Source organism: Mesorhizobium sp. CU3, from assembly GCF_006442965.1.
Lineage (GTDB): Bacteria > Pseudomonadota > Alphaproteobacteria > Rhizobiales > Rhizobiaceae > Mesorhizobium.
On the sequence record NZ_VFWX01000017.1, the window covers coordinates 63,242 to 89,465 of the forward strand.

Annotated in this window: 22 protein-coding genes; 8 read left to right on the plus strand and 14 right to left on the minus strand. The window is 63.8% G+C overall.

The window, feature by feature from the left end:
* Positions 1-365: 365 nt before the first annotated feature.
* Together polA and FJ988_RS23670 are read left to right on the plus strand one after the other, a co-directional pair.
* Positions 366-3,320 (plus strand): DNA polymerase I, encoded by a 2,955-nt coding sequence (polA, locus tag FJ988_RS23665; RefSeq protein ID WP_181183648.1) that lies wholly within the window; start codon positions 366-368, stop codon positions 3,318-3,320.
* A 10-nt stretch (positions 3,321-3,330) separates the two neighbouring features.
* Entirely contained in the window at positions 3,331-3,951 is a 621-nt protein-coding gene (locus FJ988_RS23670) for a LysE family translocator (protein WP_140820842.1), read from the plus strand.
* Here the strand turns inward: FJ988_RS23670 and FJ988_RS23675 are convergent.
* The 8 genes from FJ988_RS23675 to FJ988_RS23710 all read right to left on the minus strand — a co-directional run bounded on the left by FJ988_RS23675 (position 3,948) and on the right by FJ988_RS23710 (position 11,970).
* Positions 3,948-4,352, minus strand: coding sequence for a Fur family transcriptional regulator (locus tag FJ988_RS23675; protein ID WP_140820767.1), 405 nt, complete (start codon positions 4,350-4,352; stop codon positions 3,948-3,950). The genes FJ988_RS23670 and FJ988_RS23675 overlap by 4 nt on opposite strands.
* Before the next feature lie 142 nt (positions 4,353-4,494).
* Complete coding sequence (gene mgrA, locus FJ988_RS23680; RefSeq protein ID WP_140820768.1) at positions 4,495-5,541, minus strand: L-glyceraldehyde 3-phosphate reductase; 1,047 nt, start codon at positions 5,539-5,541, stop codon at positions 4,495-4,497.
* Between the two features lie 134 nt (positions 5,542-5,675).
* Positions 5,676-6,818 (minus strand): Gfo/Idh/MocA family protein, encoded by a 1,143-nt coding sequence (locus FJ988_RS23685; RefSeq protein WP_140820769.1) that lies wholly within the window; start codon positions 6,816-6,818, stop codon positions 5,676-5,678.
* A gap of 5 nt (positions 6,819-6,823) precedes the next feature.
* Positions 6,824-7,576, minus strand: a complete 753-nt coding sequence (locus FJ988_RS23690) for a sugar phosphate isomerase/epimerase (protein WP_140820770.1) — start codon at positions 7,574-7,576, stop codon at positions 6,824-6,826.
* 30 nt (positions 7,577-7,606) lie between these two features.
* The gene (locus FJ988_RS23695) at positions 7,607-8,707 is read right to left on the minus strand and encodes an ABC transporter ATP-binding protein (RefSeq protein ID WP_181183649.1); all 1,101 of its coding nucleotides are present in this window, start codon (positions 8,705-8,707) and stop codon (positions 7,607-7,609) included.
* On the minus strand, positions 8,707-9,642 hold the full coding sequence (locus FJ988_RS23700; protein WP_407067738.1) for a carbohydrate ABC transporter permease: 936 nt from the start codon (positions 9,640-9,642) through the stop codon (positions 8,707-8,709). The genes FJ988_RS23695 and FJ988_RS23700 overlap by 1 nt, the downstream gene beginning before the upstream one ends.
* Entirely contained in the window at positions 9,639-10,535 is an 897-nt protein-coding gene (locus FJ988_RS23705; protein WP_140820771.1) for a carbohydrate ABC transporter permease, read from the minus strand. The genes FJ988_RS23700 and FJ988_RS23705 overlap by 4 nt, the downstream gene beginning before the upstream one ends.
* A 178-nt stretch (positions 10,536-10,713) precedes the next feature.
* Complete coding sequence (locus FJ988_RS23710; RefSeq protein ID WP_140820772.1) at positions 10,714-11,970, minus strand: ABC transporter substrate-binding protein; 1,257 nt, start codon at positions 11,968-11,970, stop codon at positions 10,714-10,716.
* Positions 11,971-12,358: 388 nt separating this feature from the next.
* Here FJ988_RS23710 and FJ988_RS23715 point away from each other — a divergent pair, with 388 nt between their 5' ends.
* Positions 12,359-13,402 carry a LacI family transcriptional regulator gene (locus tag FJ988_RS23715; protein WP_140820773.1) on the plus strand — a complete coding sequence of 348 codons (1,044 nt, stop codon included), beginning with the start codon at positions 12,359-12,361 and terminating at the stop codon, positions 13,400-13,402.
* Between the two features lie 133 nt (positions 13,403-13,535).
* On the opposite strand, the gene gndA is transcribed toward FJ988_RS23715, so the two are convergent.
* The 6 genes from gndA to FJ988_RS23745 all read right to left on the minus strand — a co-directional run bounded on the left by gndA (position 13,536) and on the right by FJ988_RS23745 (position 19,324).
* Complete coding sequence (gene gndA, locus FJ988_RS23720) at positions 13,536-14,960, minus strand: NADP-dependent phosphogluconate dehydrogenase (RefSeq protein ID WP_140820774.1); 1,425 nt, start codon at positions 14,958-14,960, stop codon at positions 13,536-13,538.
* A 122-nt stretch (positions 14,961-15,082) separates the two neighbouring features.
* Positions 15,083-16,708: a copper resistance CopC/CopD family protein gene (locus FJ988_RS23725; RefSeq protein ID WP_140820775.1), complete on the minus strand. Its 1,626-nt coding sequence runs from the start codon at positions 16,706-16,708 to the stop codon at positions 15,083-15,085.
* A 53-nt stretch (positions 16,709-16,761) separates the two neighbouring features.
* Positions 16,762-17,280, minus strand: coding sequence for a YcnI family protein (locus FJ988_RS23730; protein ID WP_140820776.1), 519 nt, complete (start codon positions 17,278-17,280; stop codon positions 16,762-16,764).
* Between the two features lie 36 nt (positions 17,281-17,316).
* Complete coding sequence (locus FJ988_RS23735) at positions 17,317-17,781, minus strand: copper chaperone PCu(A)C (protein ID WP_407067714.1); 465 nt, start codon at positions 17,779-17,781, stop codon at positions 17,317-17,319.
* A gap of 167 nt (positions 17,782-17,948) precedes the next feature.
* Positions 17,949-18,296 (minus strand): DUF2946 family protein, encoded by a 348-nt coding sequence (locus FJ988_RS23740; protein ID WP_140820778.1) that lies wholly within the window; start codon positions 18,294-18,296, stop codon positions 17,949-17,951.
* Positions 18,297-18,421: 125 nt separating this feature from the next.
* Positions 18,422-19,324 (minus strand): GntR family transcriptional regulator, encoded by a 903-nt coding sequence (locus FJ988_RS23745; RefSeq protein WP_140820779.1) that lies wholly within the window; start codon positions 19,322-19,324, stop codon positions 18,422-18,424.
* Positions 19,325-19,582: 258 nt separating this feature from the next.
* On the opposite strand from FJ988_RS23745, the gene FJ988_RS23750 reads away from it, so the two are divergent.
* From FJ988_RS23750 to FJ988_RS23770, 5 genes are all read left to right on the plus strand, one after another.
* Entirely contained in the window at positions 19,583-21,088 is a 1,506-nt protein-coding gene (locus FJ988_RS23750; protein ID WP_140820780.1) for a UxaA family hydrolase, read from the plus strand.
* Positions 21,089-21,195: 107 nt separating this feature from the next.
* The gene (locus FJ988_RS23755; protein ID WP_140820781.1) at positions 21,196-22,194 is read left to right on the plus strand and encodes an aldo/keto reductase; all 999 of its coding nucleotides are present in this window, start codon (positions 21,196-21,198) and stop codon (positions 22,192-22,194) included.
* 330 nt (positions 22,195-22,524) lie between these two features.
* Complete coding sequence (locus FJ988_RS23760) at positions 22,525-23,520, plus strand: ABC transporter substrate-binding protein (protein WP_140820782.1); 996 nt, start codon at positions 22,525-22,527, stop codon at positions 23,518-23,520.
* Between the two features lie 153 nt (positions 23,521-23,673).
* The gene (locus FJ988_RS23765) at positions 23,674-25,224 is read left to right on the plus strand and encodes a sugar ABC transporter ATP-binding protein (protein ID WP_140820783.1); all 1,551 of its coding nucleotides are present in this window, start codon (positions 23,674-23,676) and stop codon (positions 25,222-25,224) included.
* Positions 25,221-26,189, plus strand: a complete 969-nt coding sequence (locus tag FJ988_RS23770; RefSeq protein WP_181183650.1) for an ABC transporter permease — start codon at positions 25,221-25,223, stop codon at positions 26,187-26,189. Before FJ988_RS23765 ends, FJ988_RS23770 begins: the two co-directional genes overlap by 4 nt.
* Positions 26,190-26,224 lie beyond the last annotated feature (35 nt).

Genomic DNA, 26,224 nt, shown 5'->3' on the forward strand with positions numbered 1-26,224 from the left:
TTTGGGAAGGCGGCATGCATCGAAAGCAAAAGTCGGAAGGCAAAAAAAGACCGCCGTGGTGGAGGGGGAACCACGGCGGTCTTTACTCGAAACGTTGCGGCAGCCCGGAGAGGGGGGATAGGCTGCCGCAGTTGCCCGGAATAGGCGGGGGACGGGCCTTGGTCCGGACTTCGGCGAAAACTGCCGATGACGTGTATTTGGGTCTTTGAACGTGGCGATTCAAGGGCACGAGAATTACACTTTTGTAACATGGCCGTGAGTGCCCGAAACCGCGCCGGCAGCTTCTGTCAGGGGATTGCCGGAGTGAGCCGTTTGTTCAGCCTTTGGCATGGACCGCGAAGCTTGGCCGCGCTATCCCTGCCGGCATGAAAAAAGGCGATCATCTCTTCCTTGTCGACGGCTCCGGCTACATTTTCCGCGCCTATCACGCGCTGCCGCCGCTCAACCGCAAATCCGACGGCCTGCCGACCAACGCCGTGCTCGGCTTCTGCAACATGGTGTGGAAGCTGATGCAGGATGCCCGCAACACCAATGTAGGCGTGGTGCCGACACATTTCGCCGTCATCTTCGATTATTCGTCGAAGACCTTCCGCAGCGATCTCTATCCCGAATACAAGGCCAACCGCTCGGCGCCGCCGGAGGACCTGATCCCGCAATTCGGCCTGATCCGCCAGGCGACGGTCGCCTTCAACCTGCCCTGCATCGAGATGGAAGGGTTCGAGGCCGACGACATCATCGCGACCTACGCCCGGCTCGCCAGCGAGGCGGGCGCCGACACCACCATCATCTCCTCCGACAAGGACCTGATGCAATTGGTCGGCCCGACGGTCGGTATGTACGACCCGATGAAGGACCGCCAGATCGGCATCCCCGAAGTGATCGAAAAATGGGGCGTGCCGCCGGAAAAGATGATCGACCTGCAGGCGCTGACCGGCGACTCGGTAGACAATGTGCCGGGCGTTCCCGGCATCGGCCCGAAGACGGCGGCGCAACTCCTCGAACAGTTCGGCGACCTCGATGGATTGCTGGCGCGCGCCTCCGAGATCAAGCAGGACAAGCGCCGCGAAACCATCATCGCCAATGCCGACAAGGCGCGCATTTCGCGCGAGTTGGTGACGCTGAAGAACGACGTGCCTATGCAGGAAGGCCTGGACGATCTGGTGTTGCATGACCCGGACGGCCCGAAGCTGATCGGCTTCCTCAAGACCATGGAATTCACCACGCTGACGCGGCGCGTCGCCGAGGCGACCGCGACCGAAATCGGCGATGTGCAGGCTTCCGCCGTTACCGTCGAGCGCGCAGATACCGCGCATGGCCCCGATGTCGGCGCCGGTGCGCCGCCGAGGCCGGCAGCCCCCTCGTCGAACGGCGCCGCCAAGCCGGCCGTCAAGGGCGAAGACGCGCCGCCCCAGGGCGACACCCCATCGCTGCTTTCGGCGCTGCGGATGGAAAGGGCCTCATCGGGCAAGATCGACTTTTCCGCCTATGCCGCGATCCGCGACACGGCCACGCTGAAATCCTGGATCGCCGAGGCAAGGGAAGCCGGCATCCTGGCCTTCGACGCCGAGACCACCTCGTCCGATCCGATGCAGGCCGATCTGATAGGCATATCCATCGCGATCGCGCCGGGTCGCGCCGCCTATGTGCCGCTCACCCATAAGAGCGGCAATGGCGACCTGCTTGGCGGCGGCCAGGTGGAAAACCAGGTGCCTGTTCGCGACGCACTGGCGCTGCTGAAGCCGCTGCTCGAGGACAAATCCGTCCTGAAAATCGTCCAGGACATGAAATACGACATCGTCGTCATGAGCCGGCACAACGTCGAGGTCGGCCCGTTCGACGACACCATGCTGATCTCCTATGTGCTCGACGCCGGCACGGTCGGCCATCACGACCTGGCCGGGCTGTCGGAAAAATGGCTCGGCCACACGCCGGCCTCGAAGAAGGAACTTGCCGGATCGGGCAAGAGCGCCGTCGGCTTCGACCAGGTCGATATCGAACGGGCAACGATCTATGCCGCCGAGCAGGCCGATCTGACGCTGAGGGTCTGGCAGGTGCTGAAGCCGAGGCTCGCCGCCAAGGGACTGGTATCGGTCTATGAGCGGCTGGAGCGGCCGCTGGTGCCGGTGCTCGCCCGCATGGAACAGCGCGGTATTTCGGTCGATCGCCAGATCCTGTCCAGGCTTTCGGGCGAGCTGGCGCAGGGCGCCGCCCGCGTCGAGGAAGAGATCTACGGCATCGTCGGCGAGCGCATAAACATCGGCTCGCCGAAGCAGCTCGGCGACATCTTGTTCGGCAGGATGGGCCTGCCGGGCGGCTCCAAGACCAAGACCGGCCAATGGTCGACTTCGGCGCAGCTTCTGGAAGATCTCGCCGCAGAAGGCCACGAACTGCCGCGCAAGATCGTCGACTGGCGCCAGCTGACCAAGCTGAAATCGACCTATACCGACGCGTTGCCGGGCTTCATCAATCCCGGCACCAATCGCGTCCACACTTCCTATGCGCTTGCCGCGACGACCACGGGCCGCCTGTCATCCTCCGATCCAAATCTGCAGAACATCCCGGTGCGGACCGCCGAAGGCCGCAGGATCAGGACCGCCTTCATCGCCGAGAAGGGCCACAAGCTGGTCTCGGCCGACTACAGCCAGATCGAGCTGCGCGTGCTCGCCCATGTCGCCGAGATCCCGCAGCTGAAGCAGGCCTTCGCCGACGGCGCCGACATCCACGCCATCACCGCCTCGGAAATGTTCAACGTGCCGGTGGAGGGCATGCCGTCGGAAGTGCGGCGGCGGGCCAAGGCGATCAATTTCGGCATCATCTACGGCATCTCGGCCTTCGGCCTCGCCAACCAGCTGTCGATCCCGCGCGACGAGGCCAGCGCCTACATCAAGCGCTATTTCGAGCGCTTCCCGGGCATCCGCGACTATATCGAGGAGACCAAGGCCTATGCGCGCGAGAACGGCTTCGTCGAAACCATCTTCGGCCGCCGCATCCACTATCCGGAGATAAGGTCGTCCAACCCCTCGATCCGCGCCTTCAACGAGCGCGCCTCGATCAATGCGAGGCTCCAGGGCACCGCCGCCGACATCATCCGCCGCGCCATGGTGCATATGGAAGAGGCGCTGGAGAAGGCGAAGCTCTCGGCCCGCATGCTGTTGCAGGTGCATGACGAGCTGATCTTCGAGACGGTGGACGCGGAAGTCGAAGCGACGATTCCCGTCGTGCGCAAGGTGATGGAAAACGCACCGATGCCGGCCATTTCGATGTCGGTGCCGCTGCATGTCGATGCCCGCGCAGCGAACAACTGGGACGAGGCGCATTGATGTGAGCGACATGCTGCCGCTCTCGACGGCTGCGTTGCTGTCCTTCGCGCTCGCGGCCCTGCTGATCGAGCTGACACCGGGACCGAACATGACCTATCTGGCGCTGGTCTCCGCCAACGATGGCCGTCGTGCCGGCTTCGCTACGGTCGCCGGCATCGCGCTGGGTCTCGCCATCATCGGTGGCATCGCCGCCTTCGGCGTCGCCGAATTGATCCAGGCGTCGCCGCTGCTCTACGAGGGCCTTCGCTGGGCGGGTACGCTGTTCCTTCTCTACCTGGCCTGGGAAGGCTGGACGGCCGGAACGGATGTGGTTTCGACCAACAAGATGCCGGGTGGCAAGTACTTCGCCCGTGGACTGGTCACCAACCTGCTCAACCCGAAGGCGGCGATCTTCTACATCGCCGTGCTTCCGACATTCATCGAAGCCGATCGGCCGGCCCTCGCCCAAACCGTGCTGCTCACCACGGTCTACGTGGCCATCGCGACCGCAATCCATGCGCTGATCGTCCTGCTGGCGGGAACGCTGGAACCATTCCTCAATGATCCGCGCCGCGAACGCATCGCCCGCAGGGTGCTGTCCGCAATGCTGGCGCTGGTAGCGATATGGTTTGCTTGGTCGACTGCGCGTTAGGCGGCTTCCGCCCGGCACTTCGCGCACGTCCCGCGAAACTCGATCACCGCCTTCTTCGCCGCAAACCCGGTCGAGCGCACCCATTCGTCCAGGCGGTGGTCGACATCATGGTCGGACATCTCGGTCACCTGGCCGCAATTGTCGCAGATGGCGAAGGCGGTCATCGAATGGCTGTGGTCGTGCGGTTCGGCGCAGGCGACGAAGGAGTTGAGGCTTTCCAGCCGGTGCACGAAGCCCGACTTCACCAGCGTGTCCAAAGCGCGATAGACCTGCAGCGGCGCGCGAAAACCGCGCTCGCGCAGCTGGTCGAGCAGCGTATAGGCGCTGAGCGGCCCGCTGGACGCCTCGAGCTTCTCGAGCACGCATAGCTGGTTCTTGGTCAGCGTATCCCTTGCCGTCATCTTGCCGGTCCACTCATGGCGCCGTCCGCAAGCGCGGACGGTCTCTTCCCCCTGAGATAGCGACGAACGAAGGTTTTTGCCACTGTTTCCGCGCCGCTCGTTGCTGGGCCACGAGCGTCGGAGGTGCTTCGCCGACCAATCGCTACTTGCGCGGCGGCCCTTTGCGTTCGGCCGACGCCGCCCACAGGTTGATATCGGCCTCGCGTGCGTAAGTGTCGATCTCGGCGAGCTCGGCGTCGCTGAACTCCAGCGCCTTGAGCGCGCCGACGCAATCCTCGACCTGCTCCGGCCGGCTAGCGCCGATCAGCGCCGTCGTCACCCGGCCCTTGCGCAGCACCCAGGCCAGCGCCATCTGCGCCAGCGTCTGGCCGCGCTTCTTGGCGATTTCGTTCAGCGCCTTGATGTTGGCGATCGACTTGTCGTTGATGAAGGCGGGCCTGAGCGATTTGCCCTGGGCAGCCCGGCTGCCGTCCGGAATGCCGCCGAGATATTTGTCGGTCAGCATGCCTTGCGCCAGCGGCGAGAACACGATCGAGCCAATGCCCAGCCCCTCCAGCGTGTCGAGCAGCCCGTCCTCCTCGACCCAGCGGTTCAGCATCGAATAGCTCGGCTGGTGGATCAGGCAGGGCGTGCCGAGCCGTTTCAATATGTCGGCGGCCTCACGCGTGCGCTGCGAATTGTAGGACGAGATGCCGGCATAGAGCGCCTTGCCGGAGCGCACCGCGTGATCCAGCGCGCCCATCGTCTCTTCCAGCGGTGTCTCCGGATCGAAGCGGTGCGAATAGAAGATATCGACATAGTCGAGCCCCATGCGCTTCAGGCTCTGGTCGAGGCTGGCCAGCACATATTTGCGGCTGCCCCACTCACCATAAGGCCCGGCCCACATCTCGTAGCCGGCCTTGGTCGAGATGATCATCTCGTCGCGATAGGGAGCGAAATCGGTGCGCATGATCTCGCCAAAGGCGATTTCGGCGGAGCCGGGCGGCGGGCCGTAATTGTTAGCGAGGTCGAAATGCGTGATGCCGAGGTCGAAGGCCCGGCGCACGATCGCTTGCTTTGTCTTGTGCGGCGTGTCGTTGCCGAAATTGTGCCACAGGCCGAGCGAGATCGCCGGCAGCTTCAGGCCGGAGCGCCCGCAGCGATTGTAGACCATTGTCTCGTAGCGGCTTTCAGCGGCGATGTAGGGCATGGCGGATCCTCGGATCGGGGCGGCGTTGGGATCGCCGCAAGGGGAAATTGAATCGATGCTTGCCCCTCTCCTTACCCCCTCCCCGGCGAAACGGGGAGAGGCCGATTTGAAAAATTATCGATAATCGCCAGCGCCTACTTCTTCTTGGCGAGCAGCGCCTTGGCGTCCTTGACGCCGAGCGCCGCCGGCCGCTCGCAGGTCGTCTGCATGGCGACGACCTTGCCGCTCTCGCCGGCGCGCAGGATGCCGGTCATGACGTCGACGGCATGCAGCGCCAGCTCCATGGAGCAGCGATGCGGCCGCCCTTCGCCGATCGCGATCGCCATGTCGGCAAGGCCGGCTGTGCGATAATTGGCCAGCATGCCCTGGCTGTGCATCTGGTTGGGCACGGCGAACGGATGCTCCCATTTCGGCAGCTTCTTGACTGGCTTATCCGCTGCGGTGAAGCGAACCTCGCCGCCGAAGAAGTTCGGGTCCGGCACGAAGACGGTGCCGGCCTCGCCATAAAGCTCCATCGGCGCGTGGCCGTGGGCCCAGACGTCCCAGGAGGTGTTGAGCGTCACCACCGCGCCATTCTCGAACTCCAGCAGTGCATGAATCGTGGTCGGCGTGTTGACCGGGATTTTTTCCCCCGCACGCGGTTTCGACGATATGGTGCGCTCCTTGGCCGGCGTCGCGGTAAACGCCGTCACCTGCTTCACCGGCCCGATCAACTGGATCAGGTTGGTGACGTAATACGGCCCTATGTCGAGCACCGGACCGGCGCCCGGCTGGAAGAAGAAGTCGGGATTGGGGTGCCAGTGCTCCATGCCGTGGCCCATCACGTGGCAGGTGCCGCTGGTGATCTTGCCGAGCTTGCCGCCATCGATCAGCGCGCGCGCCAATTGATGCGCGCCGCCGAGGAAAGTATCCGGCGCCGAACCGATGCGCAGGCCCTTCTTCTCGGCCCGCTTCTTGAGGTCGAGCCCTTCCTTGACCGACAGCACGAAGGGCTTTTCCGAATAGACATGCTTGCCGGCGTCGAGCACCTGCTTCGACACCTCGTAGTGCACCGCCGGGATCGTCAGGTTGACGATGATGTCGATCTCGTCGTCCTTGAGCAGGTCGTTGACCGTTTCGGCGCGGAGCTTGAACTCCTTGGCGCGCTCTTTCGCGGCCTCCATGTTGATGTCGGCGCAAGCGCGCATCTCGATGCCGCGGAACAGCGGCGCGAGCGAGAAATACGCCTTCGAGATGTTGCCGCAGCCGATGACGCCGACGCCAAGTTTCTTTGCCATTTCCATTACTCCTGCCAGCTCTTGGCCGTCGCGATCGAACGGCTTGCATAGCGCTCGATGTCGTTGGGGTTGTCCTGTTCCATGACGAAATACTTCGCTGCGCTCTTGGCGCGCAATGTCTTGAACAGACCGGCCCAGTCGATCGTGCCGTGGCCGACATCCGACCAGCCGTCCTCGTCCAGCCCCTCGCCCGGCTTCGCCATGTCCTTGACGTGAACGGCGACGATGCGTTTGGCGTGCTTTTCGATCCAGGGCAGCGGATCGGCGCCGCCACGGATCACCCAGGCGACGTCCATCTCCCAGCCGATGTCGGGCGCGGCCGACAGGATGTGGTCCTGCGGCAGCGAGCCGTCGGCGAGCGGCTTGAACTCGAAATCATGGTTGTGCCAGGCAAAGCCGTAGCCGGCCTTCTTCGCCGTCTCGCCGACCTTGGCCAGGCGTTCGCCGAAGCCGCGCCAGCCGCCAGCGTCCGACGGGCGCTGATCGGGCATCAGATACGGGCAGATCAAGAGCGTGACGCCGAGCGCATCGGCGATTTTGCGCACGCCGTCGAAGTCGTTCTCCAGCGCGTCGATCGAGAAGTGCCCGGTCGGCATGGCAAGCCCGTTCTTGTCGAGCTCGGCGCGAAAAGCCTTCGGATCGTCATAGACGCCGCCAAAGCCTTCGACCTGTTTATATCCGAGTTGGCCGAGCATTTTTACCACGCCGTCCCATGGCTGGAAATTGCGGGCGCTGTAGAGTTGGAATGACCAGTTCATCTGTCCTGTCCGTTTTGTTGGTCTGGGAGGTTAAAGGCGATTGCCGGTCTCGGCATCGAAGAGCGAGGCGCGCATCGGATCGAAGCCGACGGTCACCGCCTCGTCATTCCTGGGCGCGCGTTCCGAGGCGACGCGGACGCTGAATTTCTGTCCGGCCAGCCGCAGCCAGACAAGCGTGTCGGAGCCCATCGGCTCGACCACCTCGACCTTGCCGGCCACCGAGAACGGCCAGCCGCTGCCGCTGTTCAGGCTGACATGCTCCGGCCGGATGCCGAAGACGGCCGGCCCGGGCTGCGGCTGCCGGTCGAAATCATAGGTGCCGAGCGGAACTGTCAGACCTTCGGCGCTGAAGCGCCAGCCGCCATCGCCGTTCTCCAGCCGGCCGTCGACGAAATTCATCGCCGGCGAGCCGAGGAAGCCGGCGACGAAGCGGTTGACCGGGCGGTTGTAGATCGTCTGCGGCGCGTCGAGCTGCTGGATGACGCCGCCTTTCATCACCGCGATGCGGTCGGCCAGCGTCATCGCCTCGATCTGATCGTGGGTGACGTAGATCATCGTGTTCTGCAGCTTGCGATGCAGAAGCTTGATCTCGACGCGCAGTTCGGCGCGCAGTTTGGCGTCGAGGTTCGACAGCGGCTCGTCGAACAGGAAGACGTCGACGTCGCGCACCAACGCCCGGCCGATCGCCACGCGCTGGCGCTGGCCGCCGGAGAGCGCCGAGGGCTTGCGCTGCAGCAGCGGCTCGATCTGCAGGATTTCGGCGGCGCGGGCGATGCGCTTGGCGATCTCGTCTTTCGCCACGCCGGCGACGCGCAGCCCGAAGGACAGGTTCTTCTCCACCGTCATCTGCGGATAGAGCGCGTAGGACTGGAACACCATGCCGATGCCGCGGTCCTTCGGCTCCTCCCAGGTGACGTTCCTGCCCTTGATGAAGATGCGGCCGTCCGAAATGTCGAGCAGGCCGGCGATGCAGTTGAGCAAGGTCGACTTGCCGCAGCCGGACGGCCCCAGAAGCACGACGAATTCGCCCTCGGCGACGTCGAGATTGAGCGTCTTCAGCACCGACAACATGCCGAAATTGAGCGACAGATCTTGGATTGAGACGCTGGTGCCGTTTGCCGCCATATCCATCAGCCTTTCACCGCGCCGGCGGCGATGCCGCGCACGAACCACCTGCCGGAGACGAAATAGATGATCAGCGGCACCGCCGCCGTCAGAATGGTGGCCGCCATGTTGACGTTGTACTCCCTGACCCCGGTTGTTGTATTGACGATGTTGTTGAGCTGCACCGTCATCGGCCAGTTGGGCCGGCCGGCGAACACGATGCCGAACAGGAAGTCGTTCCAGATGCCGGTGACCTGCAGGATGACGGCGACGACCGTGATCGGCACCGACATCGGCAGCATGATGTAGAAGAAGATGCGCCAGAAACCGGCGCCGTCGACGCGCGCCGCCTTGAACAGCTCCACCGGCATCGCCGCATAGAAATTGCGGAACAGGAGCGTCAGGATCGGCATGCCGAAGATGGTGTGCACGATGATGATGCCGGGCAGCGTCGCGAACAGGCCGACCGAGCTCAGCCCGATGATCAGCGGATAGATCACCACCTGGTAAGGCACGAAGGCGCCGAACACGAGCAGGCCGAACAGCAGGTTTGCGCCCTTGTAGGGCCAGAAGGTCAGCGCGTAGCCATTGATCGATGCGCAGATGATCGAGATGACGACGCTGGGCAGCGTGATCTTCACCGAATTGTAGAAACCGGGGCTCAAGCCGTTGCAGTCGCGGCCGGTGCAAGCGTGCAGCCAGGCATCCGCCCAGGGCTGCAAGGTCGGCTCGCTCGGCAGGTTGAAAAGATGCCCGAGCCTGATCTCCGGCATCCCCTTCAACGAGGTGACGACCATGATGTAGACCGGGATCAGGAAGAACAGCGCGGCGACGATCAGGAAGACGTAGAGGCCGATCCGGCCGGGCGATACGCGGCGTGGCTTCTTGCCGGAGGGACCGGCATCGGCCTGATCGGACACGCCTTGGGCCGGCATCGCAGCGGGGGTCTGAGCTAAGGTCATGCGCCGGCTCCGCGCAGACGGTTTCGCCGCCATATCACGATGCCGCTGAAGGCGAGCACGACCAACACCGGCAAAAGCATCATCGTCGCCGCGGCCATGCCCTGGCCGACATTCTGGCGCACGGTGATGAGCTGGATGACATAGACCGCAGGCATCGACGTTGCGATGCCCGGGCCGCCACCGGTCATGGCGATGACAAGGTCGTAGACGCGCACCACGCCGACGCATTGCAGGACGAAGGCGGTGGCGAAAGCGCCCTTCATCATCGGCGCCACGATGGAGATGTGGGTGCGCCATGTCGGAATGCCGTCGACCCGCGCCGCCCGCCAGATCTCGTCGTCGATACCGCGCAGGCCGGCAAGCAGGATCGCCATCGTCACGCCGGAGCCCTGCCAGATGCCGGCGACGACCAGCGCGTAGATCGCGGTGTTGGCATCGACCAGCGGGGCAAAGGAGAAGCTCGTCCAGCCCAGATTGCGCATTGCTTCCTGCAGGCCGAGATTGGGATCGAGCACCCATTGCCAGACCAGGCCGGTGACGATTAGCGACATGGCGAACGGATAGAGGAAGATCGAGCGGAACAGATCCTCCTGGCGGATGCGCTGGTCCATGAAGACGGCGAGCAGATAGCCGAACACCATGTTGCAAGCGATCGACATCAGGCCGAAGAACCAGATGTTGTTGACCGAGACCAGCCAGCGGTTGTCGCCCCACAGTCGCCTGTATTGCGCCAGGCCGACGAAGTCGTAGGTGGGGAAGAGCTTGGAACTGGTGAAGGACCACAGCACTGAGAAGCCGATGCCGACGACGAACACGCCGACGGCAACCAGGATCATCGGTATCGTCCCGATCACCGCGGGCAGATGGAACCTCTGCCTCCAGCTTTTCTGCATCGTGTTCCGGTCTCCGCTTCCGCCGACGCTTGGATATGAAGAGGACGCCACCACCAAGTGCGGCGTCCCCGAGGGGTTGGTCGGTCGAGAGCATGATCCCGAAAAGTGGGAACCGGTTTTCGGAAGAAGATCATGCTCCAACAAAAGAACTAGATCAGGATGACAACGTTATCCTGATCTAGTCGGAGTTGCCGATGATGGTGGCGAACTTCGCCGTGGCGTCGTCGGCCGTCATGGAATCGTCGGCGAAGAACTGCGCGACGAGTTCGTTGAGCTGCTGGTTGGTGTTTTCGGTGATGAACCGGTTCGTCGCGGTGACGATGTTGGCCGGATCCTCGACCGCCTTCAGCGACTTCTGCATGCAGGGATCGGCCGTCGACATGTCGACATCGCCGCGCACCGGCATCGAACCCTTGGCGTTGTTGAAGGCGACCTGCACCTTGGGGCTGATGAGCAGCGCCGCCAGACGCTTCTGCGCCGCTTCGACATCGGGATTGTTCTGCTTGAAGAACACGATGATGTCACCGTCGGTGCTGACCACGGGCTTGGCCTCGTTGAGGCCTATCATGCAGCCGAAATCCTTGACCCCGGTCATGCCGGCAGCCGCGAATTCGCCGCGCGCCCAGTCGCCCATCACCTGCAGCCCGGCCTTGCCGGTGATCACCAGGTTTGTGGTGTCGTTCCAGTTGCGGTTGGCATAGCCGTTGTCGGTGAACTGCTTCAGCGCCCGCAACTGCGTGAAGACGCCTTTCATCTCGGGGCCGCCGGCGATTTCGGCGCTCTTCTTGGTGTACATCTCGTCGCGCTTGGCGACGCCGAGCGCTTCGGTGACCATGTCCTGGAACAGCAGTTGGATCTGCCAGCCATTGCCGTCGCCGCCGATGGCGAAGGGAATGAAACCCGCCTCCTTGATCTTCGGCGCGGCAGCGATGAAGTCGGCCAGGTTCTTCGGCTCGGGCACGCCGGCTTTCTCGAACACCGGCTTGGAGTACCAGGCCCAGTAGTTCGAATGGATGTTGACTGGAACGCACCACCAGTGGCCGTCGACGAGACAGGCGCTGCCGATCGCCTTCGGGCGGATGACCTCGTCCCACTTGCCGGCCTTCGCGATATCTGTGAGGTCGAGCAGCTTGCCGCCTGAAATCAGTTCCTCGTATTGGCGGCCGGGATTAAACTGGGCGGCACCGGGCGGATCGCCGCCGAGCACGCGCTGCATGACGGTGGAGCGGGCCGTCTCGCCGAGAGCGATCGCGCTGTCCACCCACTTGTCGCCATGGCCGTCATTGTCGAAGGCCTTGGCGAACTGCGAGACCGCCGCCGACTCGCCCTTCGACGTCCACCAGTGGATCACTTCCAGATCGGTCGCAGACGCCGGTCCGGCGAAGTTCAGCGCCACCGTGGCCGCGAACGCAGCGGTCAGGATTTTGTATCGCATTTCGATTTCCTCCCAGAATCTGAAACGTTACAGATTTTCGATACGGCAAATGAACGGCCTAGGCAACCCCCTCGCTTGAGGCCTCGTCTAGATTTTTTCGAGGCGCGAACAAAACCCATTGCTCGAGACTACGCTGTCAGCGCCAAAGTGCGCTTTTGCTACTAAAAGTGTAGTGATCGCGATATTTCTTTGTGAATCCAACAGCTTTGGCCTCTCCTCCGCACCCCGCCGCGAAAGGGTCGCGGCCACACCGGGAGGTCGCGAGCATTGGCAACCTGTAACGTTTCAGTATATTGAACCGTACCAAAGGCTGAATGTAGCGCAATGTCAGCCCCCACACGGTTGCCGGCCGGCCTTGCGGCTGCTATGCGCCTGACGGGCGGGACGAATGGACAGACGGATAACCAGGAATGACGACGACGCGTCGGGCAAGGAGCGGCCGACGCTGAAGACGCTTGCCTTCATGACCGGGCTCGGCGTCACCACGGTATCGCGAGCACTGAAGGACGCGCCGGAGATCGGCGCCGAGACAAGGCGCCGCGTCCAGCTCGTCGCTAAGCAGATCGGCTACCGCCCGAACCGCGCCGGCGTGCGCTTGCGGACCGGCAAGACCAACGTCATCTCGCTCGTGCTGAACACCGAGCACGAGCTGATGAGTTTCGTCTCGGACATCATCTATGGCGTTACCGAGGTGATCGCCGACACGCCCTACCACCTGATCGTCACGCCCTATTCGCGCTCGCAAGACCCACTCGACCCGGTGCGCTATCTGGTCGAGACGGGCTCGGCCGACGGCGTCATCATCTCGCGCACGCAGCCCAACGACCCGCGCGCCCGCTACTTGCTGGAGCGCGGCATTCCCTTCGCCACGCATGGCCGCACCGACATGGGCCTGGTGCATCCCTATCACGACTTCGACAATTACGCTTTCGCCAACGAGGCCGTGCGCGCACTCGCCGGCAAGGGCCGCAACCGGCTTGCCCTGGTGACGCCGCCGCTCGGTCTCACCTACTACCGCCACACGGTGAACGGCTTTGCCGATGCGCTGAGCGAGGTCGGCGCCTCGGAGGTGCCGTTCAACACCGTCTCCATCGATCAGTCGATCGAACAGATCAGGACGCGCACAGCGCAATTGATGCAGCGCAAGGACCGCCCAGACGGCTTCGTCAGCAGTGCAGCAGCCGCCACGCTGGCCATCGTCGCCGGCATCGAGGATGCCGGACTGAAGCTCGGCCGCGACGTCGACGTGGTGTCGAAGCAATCTTCGGAACTGTTGCATCTGTTCCGGCGCGAGCTGCTCGTCGTCAACGAGAACTTCCGGCTGGCGGGCTTCGAGCTCGCCCGCGCCGTGATGGGCTGGATCGCAGGCCAAGAACCCGGCTCGCTGCAATCGCTGAGCAAGCCGAGCGAGGTTCTGGCCTATCGCGGCTGATTGGCGCGACTTGAGAGCCAGGTCAGGCCGAGTCGAAAATGGTGGCTTCCGAGAACCGGAGCGGAGCGTACTTTTCGTACGTGAGCACCGGAAGCGCAGGATGCCGCCATTTGCAGGCCGGCCTCACCTGGCTCTAGGCGGCTCCGCTGCCCCATGGGCCGTGGAACGCGCCCTGCTCGCCGATGCGTTCGAAACCGTGCGCGCCAAAGAAATCGCGCTGCGCCTGGATCAGGTTCGAGGTGCCGCGGCCCTGTCGGTAGCTGTCGAAATAGGCGAGTGCGGACGCCAGCGCCGGCACCGGCGACCCGGCTTCGGACGCCCTTGCCACGATACGCCTGAGCGACGGATGCGCTTCCTGCATCATGGCGATGAAGGCCGGCGCCATCAGGAGATTGGTCGTGGCACTGCCCGAACCGAAGGCCTCCGCCATCGTGTCCAGCATCTGCGAGCGGATGATGCAGCCGGCGCGCCAGATCTTGGCGATGGTCGGCATCGGCAGGTTCCAGTTGAATTCCTTCGAGGCACCGCTCATTACCGCGAAACCCTGCGCGTAAGCCGCGATCTTGCCGGCGAACAGCGCCAGCTCGAGATCCTTGAGCAGCGCCGCCTTGTCGCCGGAGATCTTCTCGACGCCGATCGCGCCGTAAGCCTTCTCGGCCGCCTGCCTTTCGTCCTTGATCGAGGACAGCACGCGCGCCGCGACCGCCGCCTCGATGGCTGTGGCCGGAATGCCAAGCTGCTGCGCTTCGATAACCGACCATTTACCGGTACCCTTCTGTCCGGCGCGGTCGAGGATGATGTCAACCACCGGCTTGCCGGTCTTGGTGTCGTCGGCGGCGAGCACCTTGGCGGTGATCTCGATCAGATAGGAGTTGAGCCGAGCCTGGTTCCATTGCTCAAAAACCTTGCCGATCTCCTTCGGCGCCATGCCGAGGCCGTCGCGCAAGATGCCGTAGATCTCGGCGATCATCTGCATGTCGGCATATTCGATGCCGTTGTGGATGGTTTTCACGAAGTGGCCGGCGCCGTCATGGCCGAGCCAGGCCGCGCAAGGCTCGTCCTTGAACTTGGCCGAGATCGCGGTGAGCACGCTCTCGACGCGCTTCCACGACTCCTCGGTGCCGCCGACCATGATCGACGGTCCGTGCCGCGCGCCTTCCTCGCCGCCCGACACGCCCATGCCGATGAAGGTGAGGCCCGAGCCGGAGAGCTCGGAGAAGCGGCGCATCGTGTCGCGGAAATTAGCGTTGCCGGCATCGATGACGATGTCGTTGTTGGACAGCACGCCGCGCAGTGCCGCGATCTGCTCGTCGACCGGCTTGCCGGCCAGCACCATGATGATGATCGGCCGCGGCGGCCGGATCGCGGCGGCGAGTTCCTCCAGGCTGTAGCAGGGCACGACCATGTCCCTCAGCGCGCCGGCGCTCTCGACGAAGGCGTCGGTACGGGCAGGGGTGCGGTTGAAGACGGCGATGCGGTGGCCATGTTCGGCGATGTTGAGCGCCAGGTTGGAGCCCATCGTGCCAAGCCCGATCAGGCCGATTTCGGCTTTTTCCATCGTTTCTTCCCTGCTTCCGGATCTTTTGTTGATGGCGGCATCTTGAAGATGCCTTCCCAGATGAATGACGGGCCACAGCGGCGGCGTCAACCGTCTCGCTGAATTGTGTCGGGCAGGGCTGCCTATTCCGCCCTGATCTCGATAGGCGCTTCGATCTTCACCAATTCGAAGTCCGAGACAAGGATGTCGAGCCGCGCATTCCATCGGCCAGGAACGGGGATAACCAGATTGTCGACCCGCCAGGTGCCATCGCCGGGCTTGAATGCCGGCCGCTTGATCGCTTCGATGCCGGACTCCGGCTTCGACAGAACCAGCGTCACTTGCTTGGCGTCGAGCGGCCCGAAATCGCCGGTCATGATCATCATCGAGGCGGCGGTCTGTCCGGCATGTCCAGGCGTGATGCTCAAATCGGCCATCGCCTGCAGGGTATGGATATGGATCGACACCGGCTGCGTGGCGGCAATCGCCAGCGCGCGTGGCGGCGGCGTGAAGCGCCAGCCGGCGGCGACGCCGAAGATGGCGAGCACGATCACCACCTCGATGCGGATGGAACGCGCCAGACGCCGCTGCACTTCGGTGTCGCCCGCTTCGGCGGGCTTGGTCAGCGTCCAGCGGTTGACGGCGGCGAGCGTGAACAGGAACAGAAGCAGCGCCAGCTTTACGAGCAGCAGGCGGCCATAGGATGTGTCGATGAGGGCCGCCGGCTGCTGCACCTGGATGATGGCAAGCACGATGCCGCTGGCGGCAAGCACAGCCACCACCGGCAGGATCGCGCGTGAGAACCGGCGCAGGAACAGCTGCGCTTCCGACGGCTGCCGCCGCAGCGCGAGCCCAAGCGGCGCCAGCGCGCCAGCCCAGAAGGCGATGGCCGTGCCATGCAGGAACACCAGCGGCCGCGTCAGCCAGCGCGGCTCGGCGGCACTGGCGTGGCCGCTGGCAGCAAGGGCGGCGCCGGCGCCGAGAAGCGCCAGAGTTGCCAACAGCTTACGAAGGCTTGCCGGTCCGGCAAGCGACAGCAAAGCAAGGCCAAGCGCGATCAGGCCGATCAGCACGGTCCAGACGAAGCTGGTCTCCAATGCCGTCTTCCACACCGTGGGCGACGCGAAGCGGGCGAGCGGTGCGCCAAGCCCATCCAGCCCCTGCAGCCCGAGCGACAACGGCGCCCCGACGAGGCCGAGAAGCAGCGCGGTGGCGACGAAGCGTTGGCCGAGGCGCCGGTCCTCTGCCAGCCAGGCAAGCGAGAATGCGCCGCCAATGCCGAGAAAGAAGCCGGCATAGAGAAACAACTTGCCGACCCAGATCGCCGCGCGCAGCGTCCAGTCGACGGCTTGTCCGACAACAGGCGGAGCACTCGGCGCGCCGATGGAAAACAGCGCCGAACCGCCGACCGGATGGCCGTCGACCGACACCACGCGCCAGCTCAGCACATGCGTGCCGGATCTGAGCGTTTCGGGATTGTCGATCTCGACAGTCTGGTCGTTGAGGCGGAAAAAGGTCAGCGGCAGTTGCGAACCGTCCGGCCGCACCAGCGTCAGCACCAAAGGCGAGACTGGCTCGCTGAAGGTGATTGAAAATCGTTTTGGGCTTTGCGCCAGCACCGCGCCGTCGGACGGATCGGTCGCGACCAGCGCCGCATGTGCAAACGCACGGCCCGGCAAAGCCAGCACCGCGATCGCCATGACCGCCGCCAGCAGCCAGGCAAGCAGGCCGATGCGCCGGATCGTCGATGGAGGCTGTATTGCGTTCATGCTCTCGGGACAGGAAGTGATGGCGCGCTCCAATGGAGCGCGCCATCAAGAGATCATTTCTTGGGCAGCAATTTGATGCCGGGCGCCGGTGTTTCGAGGGAATCCTCGTCTTGCCCCGCCGCCGGGATTTCGATCCAGCGCGCGGCGGCGTCGCCGCATTCCTGGACGACAGGGAAATAGAGCATCTGGCCCGCCGGCAGATCGGCCGCCAGCGAGGCGCGGAAGACGAACTCGTCATAGAATTCGTCGGGCAAATTGCCGCCGCTCCAGTCGACTTCCTTGACGCCGGTGGTCAGCGTCTCGCCATAGAGCTGGTAGGATTTCTCGTATTTGCCCTTCTTGGTCTGCAGCGTCCAGCCGGGCTTCGGCATCGGCTTCACCGAAATCACGCCTTCCGGGATCTGCACCCGCACAGCGGTCGTCGCCTTGCCCTCGCAGCCATGCGGCACGCGCAACACCGCCTTGTAGGTCGAGCCGACGGCGGCTTCCTGGGTTTCCAGCGTGATATGCGCCAGCGCCGCATTCGTTCCGAGCGCAAGCAGCGCGCCTGCGGCAAAAAGATATGTCTTCATGGATTGTCCCTCTGATTTCTGAATGCGACCCAGCGATTACTCGTCGTGGTCCATGTCCATGTCGCCGGTTTCGCCCATGCCCTCGACGGCGAACTCGATCTTGACGCTGCCGGCCTTCTCGAAGGTCAGCGTCGCCGGGAACTTTTCGCCCTGCTTCGGCTGCCGCTTCAGGCCGGTGAACATCAGGTGGTAGGCGCCGGGCTTCAGCGCGACCTTGCCGCCGGCCGGGATTTCCAGCCCGCCGCTGACCGGCCGCATGGTCATGACGCCGTCCTTGACGCCCATTTCATGTAGCTCGGCCTTGTCGGAGATGTCGGACGAGATGGACAGCAGCCGGTCAGCCGCGCTGCCCTTGTTGACCACGGTGAAATAGCCGCCGGCGACCTTGGCGCCGGGCGGCGTGGCGCGCGACCAAGGATGCTCGATCTGGAGATCGCCGACCTTGAACTCATGCGCAAGGGCGGCCGGAATGCAGGCGAACAGTAGCAGCAAAGCGAGCATGGCAAGGCCGATAGGCCGCAGATCGAGCGGCGGCGCGCCGCGAAGGGCGAAGGCTCGCGCATTAGGAAGATTGGACATGGTTGCTCCATGGATAGGGGATCGCGCCGCAAGGCGGCCGCGAGCAGTCTGATCGTAGGATGGTCAAGGCCGCGAAAGGTTCCGCGGGATCAGCCGATTGCCGGCGGCGCGCGCGGATTGGCCGGCGAGCGATCGCGGGCGAAGTCCAGATGCTGGAAGGCCGGAACTGCAAAAGCGACCGCTTCGAAAGCCGCCACCCCGTGCAGTGCATTCGCTTGCGGCGGCGGCAGATGCGCCGAAAAAACCATGCTGCAGCCGAGCGCGCAGCAGGCCGGCATATGCTGCTGGTGCGGATCGCCACCAGGCAGCTTGACCACGCCTTCATGCGTACAGATGACATTGCCGAAGGCATCGAGCTGCGATGGCGCGCCGAAGGCAAAGGCGCCGAGCGAGGACTGAAGCAACAAAAGCAGCGCCGCGACGAACGCGGCCGGCATGCTCCATCGTTTCAGCCGTATACCCAAGGGAAAGCCTCTCCCGGAAACTTGATCGACCGTAACACGGACAACTCAGCCGGAAAATCGGCAAAACTGCGCTGCGGCAACGCGGCGCGACGCGGGTCTTACGCGGGCTGCGCTTGTCGTCCTTCGGGAATGGAGCTCAGCAGCGTCTGGCGCGCCGATTTCAGATGCTTGCGACAGGCGGCGTCGACCTTGGCCGGATCGCGCGATTTCAGCGCCGCGATATAGGCCAGGTGCTCCTGAATCGCGACTTCGTTGCGCTGGCGCTCCTCGGCCTTGTTCCACTGATAATGATAGTGGAAGATCATCGCGATCACGTCGTAGAAGTCGACGATGAAGCGGTTATGCGAGGCGCGGTGGATCAGCCGGTGCAAGCGCTCGTCGAGTTCGGAGAATTCGTTGAAGCGCGTCGCGATCTCGCCGGCGAGTTGGCGATGCTCGACCTCCAGCCTGTCGAGATCGGCCCACACCGCGCTCTCTTGCGGCAGCGCGACGAAGGCCGCCGCCGAGCGCAGTTCGAACATCTCGCGGATCTCGGTCAGTTCCAGCGCGAAGGCGCGGGTAAAACCCTTCAGCACCCAGTGGCTGTTGCGCCGCTTCTCGATCAGCCCGAAGCGCGAGAAGCGGATCAGGAACTCGCGCACGCTGGTGGTGCCGACACCGATCTCGCGCGCCAGCTCCAGCTCGTTGATCTGCATGCCGGCCTCCGCACCGCCGGCCAGCAGCCGGCGCATGAAGGAGCGTTCGATGATCTCGGCCAGCGAATCGGTTTCCTCTTCGGGGAAGAAATCCTCCTCTCGCGGCGCCCTCAGCACCGTCTTGCTGCGCTTATTCCAGTCGATCAGCCCGGTCTCCTCCATGCGCGAGAGGATGCTGCGCACCGTGGTGCGGCTGACGCCGAGCAGCGTGCCGAGCTCGGGCTCCGAAGGCAGGCTCCGGGATTCGTCGAGCATGCGCAGGCAGCGGTTGAAAGCGTCCTTGTAGACGTTGTTACTCTTCGACATTTCCCTGCCCCGTTGCCTCGCCGGCGCTTGCGACGGCCGGCTTGAGGCAATTATGTTGCGTTCCTAGCGCAAGCGTCCGAAAACACGAAAGGTTTTCGCCGGCTTGCCAACGGGCATCGATGCTCTCCGCGGGAGGCACGCTGCCGCGACGAAAAAACAATTGACGCAAAAATGTTTTTTCCCGATAAAAGACATTACCCTTAAACGGGCGCAAGTCAATCCGCCCCGCACTCCCAGGATCACCCAGGACAGCCGCTCGTGACCGTTGCAAACATCATCCTTCTCTCCCCCTCCGACAATGTCGCAGTTGCCAATGGCCGCCTTGAGATCGGCACCACCCTGCCGGGGGGCGCCGCCGCGGTGGCGGTGATCGAGCCGGGCCACAAGGTGGCGATCAAGCCGATCGCCGCCGGCGAAGCCGTGGTGAAATACGCGCAGGCGATCGGCCGCGCCACGACCGACATCGCACCTGGCGAGCATGTCCACTCGCACAATCTGGTGTTCGAGAGCGGCCGGCTGCCGGTGGTGCCGCCGAGCGAGGCCGAACACGCTACAGAGGCGGACCGCAAGCGCACCTTCATGGGCTATCGCCGCGCCGACGGCCGCGCCGGCACGCGCAACTTCATCGGCATCATCGCCAGCGTCAATTGCTCGTCGACGGTCTGCCATGCGATCGCCGACGAGGCAAACCGCACGCTCTTGCCGAGATATCCCGGCATCGACGGCTTCGTGCCGATCGTGCACGGCCAGGGCTGCGGCATGAGCGCCACCGGCGACGGCATGATGGTGCTGCACCGCACGCTCGCCGGCTATGCGCGCCACCCGAATTTCGGCGGCATACTGATGGTCGGGCTGGGCTGTGAGGTCAACCAGCTCACGCTTTACGGCCAGAAGGGCGTCGCCGCCGGCAAGCGCCACTTCAACATCCAGGAGGCCGGCGGCTCGCGCAAATCGGTCCTGAGGGCAATGGACGTGCTGGCCGAGATCGCCGAGGAGGTGGGCCATCTGCAGCGCGAACCGATCCCGGTCTCGGAGATCGTCGTCGGCCTGCAATGCGGCGGCTCGGACGGCATGTCCGGCATCACCGCCAACCCGGCGCTGGGCGCTGCCGTCGACATCCTCGCCGATTGCGGCGGCATCGGCATCCTGTCCGAGACCACCGAGATTTACGGCGCTGAGCATTTGCTCGCCTATCGCGCCGCCTCGCCGGAGATCGCCGCCAAGCTCGACAGCTATGTGAAGTGGTGGGAGGACCATACCGCCAAGCACGGCGCCTCGATCGACAACAATCCTTCGCCCGGCAACAAGCGCGGTGGCCTGACCACCATCCTGGAAAAGTCGCTGGGCGCCGTCGCCAAGGGCGGCCAGACGCCGCTCAACGGCGTCTTCGGCTATGCCGAGAAGGTCTCAGGACACGGCCTAGTGTTCATGGACACGCCCGGCTACGACCCGGTCTCGGCCACCGGTCAGGTCGCCGGCGGCGCCAACATCATCGTCTTCACCACCGGCCGCGGCTCCTGTTTCGGCTGCCGCCCGACGCCGTCGATCAAGGTCGCCACCAACTCCACCATGTACAACCAGATGGAAGAGGACATGGACGTCAATTGCGGCGTCATCGCCTCGGGCGAGAAGACCATCGCCGGCATGGGCCGCGAGCTCTTCGAGCTGATCATAGAGACCGCGTCGGGCCGCAAGACCAAGAGCGAGGCGTTCGGCTACGGCGACAACGAATTCGTGCCCTGGCACCTCGGCGCGACGCTTTAGAGCAATCCAGGCAAACGCGTAACGGCTTTCCGATTGGGCCGCTGAAACGCTCTCGACCAACAAGACATCGATGACCGGCCGTAAGCCGGCTGCGAGGGGAGGCTTTTGTGAACAAACGCCGTATCGGCAGCACTACGCTCGACGTGACTGAAATAAGCTTCGGCGGCGCGGCGATCGGCGGGCTTTATCGCGCCTGTTCCCGCGAGGCCGCCATGGCGACTTTACAGGCTGCCTGGGATGCCGGGCTGCGCTACTTCGACACCGCCCCGTTCTACGGCTTCGGCCTGTCCGAGCGACGGACAGGGGATTTCCTGCGCGACAAGCCGCGCTCTTCCTATGTGCTCTCGACCAAGGTGGGGCGCCTGCTCCGGCCGGTTCCCGAAGATCAGGTGCCCGACCATTCCTATGTCGAGCCGCTGCCTTTCGCGGTCGATTACGATTATTCCTACGACGGCATCATGCGTTCGGTCGAGTTCAGCCACGCGCGGCTCGGCCTCAACAGGATCGACATCCTCTTCGTGCACGACATAGGCACATACACGCACGGCGTCGAAAAGACGAAGCTGCACTTCCGCCAATTGATGGACGGCGGTCTGAGGGCCCTGGAGGAGTTGAAGTCCTCCGGCGCGATCGCCGCCTATGGCCTCGGCGTGAACGAGGTCCGGATCTGCCTCGACGTAATGGCCCGCGCGCCGCTCGACTGCATCCTGCTCGCCAGCCGCTACTCGCTCCTCGACCGCAGTGCGCAGGCGGAGCTGCTGCCGTTGTGCCGCCAGCGTGGGACATCGCTGATCGTTGGGGGCGTGTTCAACTCCGGCATTCTGGCGACCGGCCCTGTGCACGGCGCTCATTTCGACTACATGCCGGCGGACAAGGACATTTTGAGCCGCGTCGGCGCCATGGAGCATATTGCAGCAAATGGCGGCTATCCACTCGCCGCCGCGGCGTTCCAGTTTCCGCTTCATGAACCCGTCGTTGCCTCTGTGTTGACCGGCACTGCCAAGCCAGCAAACCTGACGCGAAACCTCGAACTGCTCAACGTCGAGGTGCCGCCGGAGGATTTCGCCAAGTACGACCCCTACACAGTGTTGCAGAGCCTTGGGTGAAGAGAGCCGTCCATCATGCTGCCGCCTGTTCGACAGGCGCCACCTTTCACAAAGACGCGATCAAGTTGGAGGAATAGACATTCCATATTGACACAATAGTGGAATTTATGTTCCATGCGTCAAGGAGGATCGGAAGCCTCGTAAGGGCCGAAACAGGGCACGTCACCCGCCCATTTATTCACGCAAACGGCACCAGTGACCGCTTGCATCGGCCGAAGCGATGCACTATCAGAATATGGCAAATGTTTTTTATTGATAAAGTTCTGTTTGGGCCGCGCCTATCCAGATAGAGCTTCCGAACCTTCACCAGGCGATTTAGGGAGGATCCTAATGAAATTCGTGACCAGCCTTCTCAACCGCCGCGCTTTCGTGGCGCTTGCCGCCGCTTCGATGCTCGCAGGCGCGATGCATTCGGCACCGGCCTCTGCCGCCGACGTGACCATCCCGATCATCGTCAAGGACACCACCTCCTTCTACTGGCAGATCGTGCTGGCCGGCGCCCGCAAGGCCGGCAAGGATCTCGGCATCAACGTGCCGGAGCTCGGCGCCCAGGCCGAAACCGACGTCAACGGCCAGATCTCGATCCTCGAAAACGCCGTCGCCAGCAACCCGGCGGCGATCGTGATTTCGCCGACCGAATTCAAGGCGCTCGGCAAGCCGATCGATGAGGCCGCGTCCAAGGTCAAGGTCATCGGCATCGACTCCGGCGCCGACTCCAAGGCCTTTACTTCGTTCCTGACCACCGACAACGTCCAGGGCGGCCGCGTCGCCGCCGATGGTCTGGCCGCCGCGATCGGCGCCGCCAATGGCGGCAAGGTCGAAGGCAAGGTCGCGCTGATCACAGCACTTCCCGGCGCCGGCTCGCTCGAGCAGCGCAAGCAGGGCTTCATTGAACAGCTGAAGGCCAAATATCCGGGTCTCGAGCTCGTCGCCGACAAGTATGCCGACGGCCAGGCTACCACGGGCCTGAACATCGCCACCGACCTGATCACCGCCAATCCGGACCTCAAGGGCATCTTCGCCTCGAACCTGATCATGGCGCAGGGCGTCGGCCAGGCGATCGCCGAAAACAATCTCGGCGGTAAGGTGGCGCTGATCGGCTTCGACAGCGACGAGAAGCTGATCAAGTTCCTCAACGACGGCGTCATCTCCGGCCTCGTCGTCCAGGATCCGTACCGGATGGGCTATGACGGCATCAAGACCGCGCTTGCCGCTTCCAAGGGCGAGAAGGTCGAGGCCAACGTCGACACCGGCGCCAACCTCGTCACCAAGGCCAACATGAAGGACCCGAAGATCGACGCTCTGCTCAACCCGAAGCTCAACTGAGCGACGTCGCTCGCACTGGTTTCCGGGGCCTCGGCGCCCCGGAAACTTCCGCCGGCCGCTTGGAAATTCGTTAGCCTGCTTTAACTTGCTATCGAGATGCGCACAGAAGACGCATTGCTGCATATCGGCTGAGATCAATCTGGGAGGATTGTCATGACGTCGACGGCGCAGGACCTGCACCCCGCCCCCACGCTGGCCCCGGGCCGGACGATCCTCGAACTACACGGCCTGGAAAAACGCTATCCCGGCACGCATGCGCTGAAGCCCGTGCACCTCGCCTTCAAGGCGGGCGAAATTCACGCTATCGTCGGCGAGAACGGCGCCGGCAAGTCGACGCTCATCAAGCTCTTGACCGGCGTCATGCCGCGCACCTCGGGCGAGGTGGTCTGGGAAGGCAAGCCGGCGGCCCTGGCCACCCCGCATGAGGCCATGGCGCTCGGCATCAACGCCGTGCACCAGGAGGTGGTGCTGTGCCGCCATCTCACCGTCGCCGCCAACATGTTCCTCGGCGAGGAGGAATCGCGTTTCGGCCTCCTGCAGCAGCGCGCCATGGTCAAGGAAGCGCAGAACATCATCAACGGTCTCGGCTTCGACCTGCCGGCGCATGTCGTTCTCGGCGACCTCACCATCGGCCAGCAGCAGCTGATCGCCGCGGCCAGAGCCACCGTGCGTGGCACCAAATTCCTGATCTTCGACGAGCCGACCGCCTACCTGACCCGCAAGGAAGCCGACCAGCTCTTCAAGCTGATCCGCCGGCTGAAGGGCGAAGGCGTCACCATCATCTATATCAGCCACCGCATGGAGGAAGTGTTCGAACTCGCCGACCGCGTCTCGGTGCTGCGCGACGGCACTTTGGTCGGCACCCGCAACATCGCCGAGACCAACGAGCCCGAACTGGTCAAGCTGATGATCAACCGCTCGATCGAACAGATCTACCACAAGGAACATTTCACGCCGGGCGCGGCCATCGTCGAGACGAACAACCTCTCCGGCAAAGGCTTCGAGAATGTCTCGGTGAGCGTCCGCGCCGGCGAGATCGTCGGCCTCTACGGCCTGATCGGCGCTGGCCGCAGTGAGTTCGTCACCACGCTCTACGGCCGCCACAAAAAGTCGGCCGGCCAGATTTTCTGGCAAGGCAAGGAAGTCCAGGTCAACTCGGAGCATGACGCGATCCGGCTCGGCATGGCTCTGGCGCCGGAAAGCCGCCGCGACCAGGGCCTGTGCCTCAATTTGTCGGTCGGCATGAACCTCAACCTGCCGATCTACAAGCGGATCTCCAGCAACGCGCTGATCTCCGGTGCGAAGGAGAAGGCCGAGGCCGACCGCCAGATCGCCGACCTGCGCATCAAGACGCCGACGCGCAGCGCGCTCGCCTCCAGCCTGTCGGGCGGCAACCAGCAGAAGATCGTCATCGGCAAATGGCTGGCGCATGGCGCCAAGCTCTTCATCTTCGACGAGCCGACAGTGGGCGTCGATGTCGGCACCAAGGCCGAGATCTACCGGCTGTTCTCGACGCTTCTATCGAAGGGCGCCGGCATCATCCTGATCTCGTCCTATCTGCCGGAGGTCTACGAGCTTGCCGACACGCTGCATGTGTTCCGGCGCGGCAAGCTGGTCGCCACGCACGGGTTCCGCACCGCCAGCCACGAAGACATTCTGGGACAAGCGCTGGCCGAGAAACAAGAAAAGCCGGGAGGGCAATGATGAGCACCGAGACGATTCCCGCCGAAAAACCCAAGCGCAATTTCAACGCGCTGTTCGGGCTGACATTGCTTGGCCTGCTGGTGCTGATGTGGATCGTGCTGGCTGTCGCCACGCCGTCCTTCGCCTCGGCGCTCAACATCACCAATCTTTTGCGCCAGGGCTCGCTGATCGCCATCCTTGCCGTCGGTCAGACCTTCGTCATCATCACCGGCGGCATCGACCTGTCGGTTGGCGCCGTGGTCGGCTTCACCACCGTCATCGTCGCGCTGTTGATCAATGCCGGCTGGCCGATCTGGGCGGCGGTGCTGGTCACGCTGCTGGTCGGCGTCGCCATCGGCCTCTTCCACGGCTTCGGCATCGTCAAGATGGGCCTGCCGCCCTTCATCATCACGCTGGCCACCATGACCTCGCTGCGCGGCATCGGCCTCTTGATGACCAACGGCAATTCGATCTCGATCAACAGCGATCCGTTCCAGGCCTTCTCGCGCGGCTCGCTGTTCGGCATCCCCTATCTGTTCTGGATGGTGATCCTAGTCGCCATTCCGTCCTATATCTTCCTGCATCACACGCGCTGGGGCCGCTATCTGTTCTCGGTCGGCTCCAACGCCGAGGCCGCGCGCCTATCCGGCGTCAACGTGCCGCGCACCATCTTCATGGCCTATATCCTGTCCGGTCTTTTGGCCGCTTTCGTCGGCGTGCTGCTTGCTTCGCGCATCGGCATCGGCAACCCGACCCAAGGCGACACCTATGAGCTGCAGGCCATCGCCTCGTCGGTTATCGGCGGCACCTCGCTGTTCGGCGCCATCGGCTCCGTGCACGGACCGCTGATCGGCTCCTTCATTCTTTCGACGATCAACAACGGCGCCAACCTGCTCAACGTCAACACCTTCTGGCAACGTGTCATCACCGGCCTTTTGATCATCGTCATCGTCTACTTCGACGGCCTGCGCCGTCGCGGCAAATGAATCCTCCTGAACTCCGCCGGCCTCGCTCGTACGAG

What these genes read in the sequence shown, in the direction of transcription:
- FJ988_RS23745 (WP_140820779.1), bottom strand. Translation starts at nt 19,324, where the DNA reads ATGTCGAAGAGTAACAACGTCTACAAGGACGCTTTCAACCGCTGCCTG.
- FJ988_RS23715 (WP_140820773.1), top strand. Translation starts at nt 12,359, where the DNA reads ATGGACAGACGGATAACCAGGAATGACGACGACGCGTCGGGCAAGGAG.
- FJ988_RS23765 (WP_140820783.1), top strand. Translation starts at nt 23,674, where the DNA reads ATGACGTCGACGGCGCAGGACCTGCACCCCGCCCCCACGCTGGCCCCG.
- FJ988_RS23740 (WP_140820778.1), bottom strand. Translation starts at nt 18,296, where the DNA reads ATGCCGGCCGCGTTCGTCGCGGCGCTGCTTTTGTTGCTTCAGTCCTCG.
- FJ988_RS23670 (WP_140820842.1), top strand. Translation starts at nt 3,331, where the DNA reads ATGCTGCCGCTCTCGACGGCTGCGTTGCTGTCCTTCGCGCTCGCGGCC.
- FJ988_RS23760 (WP_140820782.1), top strand. Translation starts at nt 22,525, where the DNA reads ATGAAATTCGTGACCAGCCTTCTCAACCGCCGCGCTTTCGTGGCGCTT.
- FJ988_RS23690 (WP_140820770.1), bottom strand. Translation starts at nt 7,576, where the DNA reads ATGAACTGGTCATTCCAACTCTACAGCGCCCGCAATTTCCAGCCATGG.
- FJ988_RS23700 (WP_407067738.1), bottom strand. Translation starts at nt 9,642, where the DNA reads ATGACCTTAGCTCAGACCCCCGCTGCGATGCCGGCCCAAGGCGTGTCC.
- gndA (WP_140820774.1), bottom strand. Translation starts at nt 14,960, where the DNA reads ATGGAAAAAGCCGAAATCGGCCTGATCGGGCTTGGCACGATGGGCTCC.
- FJ988_RS23770 (WP_181183650.1), top strand. Translation starts at nt 25,221, where the DNA reads ATGATGAGCACCGAGACGATTCCCGCCGAAAAACCCAAGCGCAATTTC.
- FJ988_RS23695 (WP_181183649.1), bottom strand. Translation starts at nt 8,707, where the DNA reads ATGGATATGGCGGCAAACGGCACCAGCGTCTCAATCCAAGATCTGTCG.
- FJ988_RS23675 (WP_140820767.1), bottom strand. Translation starts at nt 4,352, where the DNA reads ATGACGGCAAGGGATACGCTGACCAAGAACCAGCTATGCGTGCTCGAG.
- FJ988_RS23710 (WP_140820772.1), bottom strand. Translation starts at nt 11,970, where the DNA reads ATGCGATACAAAATCCTGACCGCTGCGTTCGCGGCCACGGTGGCGCTG.
- mgrA (WP_140820768.1), bottom strand. Translation starts at nt 5,541, where the DNA reads ATGCCCTACATCGCCGCTGAAAGCCGCTACGAGACAATGGTCTACAAT.
- polA (WP_181183648.1), top strand. Translation starts at nt 366, where the DNA reads ATGAAAAAAGGCGATCATCTCTTCCTTGTCGACGGCTCCGGCTACATT.
- FJ988_RS23735 (WP_407067714.1), bottom strand. Translation starts at nt 17,781, where the DNA reads ATGCTCGCTTTGCTGCTACTGTTCGCCTGCATTCCGGCCGCCCTTGCG.
- FJ988_RS23730 (WP_140820776.1), bottom strand. Translation starts at nt 17,280, where the DNA reads ATGAAGACATATCTTTTTGCCGCAGGCGCGCTGCTTGCGCTCGGAACG.
- FJ988_RS23685 (WP_140820769.1), bottom strand. Translation starts at nt 6,818, where the DNA reads ATGGCAAAGAAACTTGGCGTCGGCGTCATCGGCTGCGGCAACATCTCG.
- FJ988_RS23725 (WP_140820775.1), bottom strand. Translation starts at nt 16,708, where the DNA reads ATGAACGCAATACAGCCTCCATCGACGATCCGGCGCATCGGCCTGCTT.
- FJ988_RS23705 (WP_140820771.1), bottom strand. Translation starts at nt 10,535, where the DNA reads ATGCAGAAAAGCTGGAGGCAGAGGTTCCATCTGCCCGCGGTGATCGGG.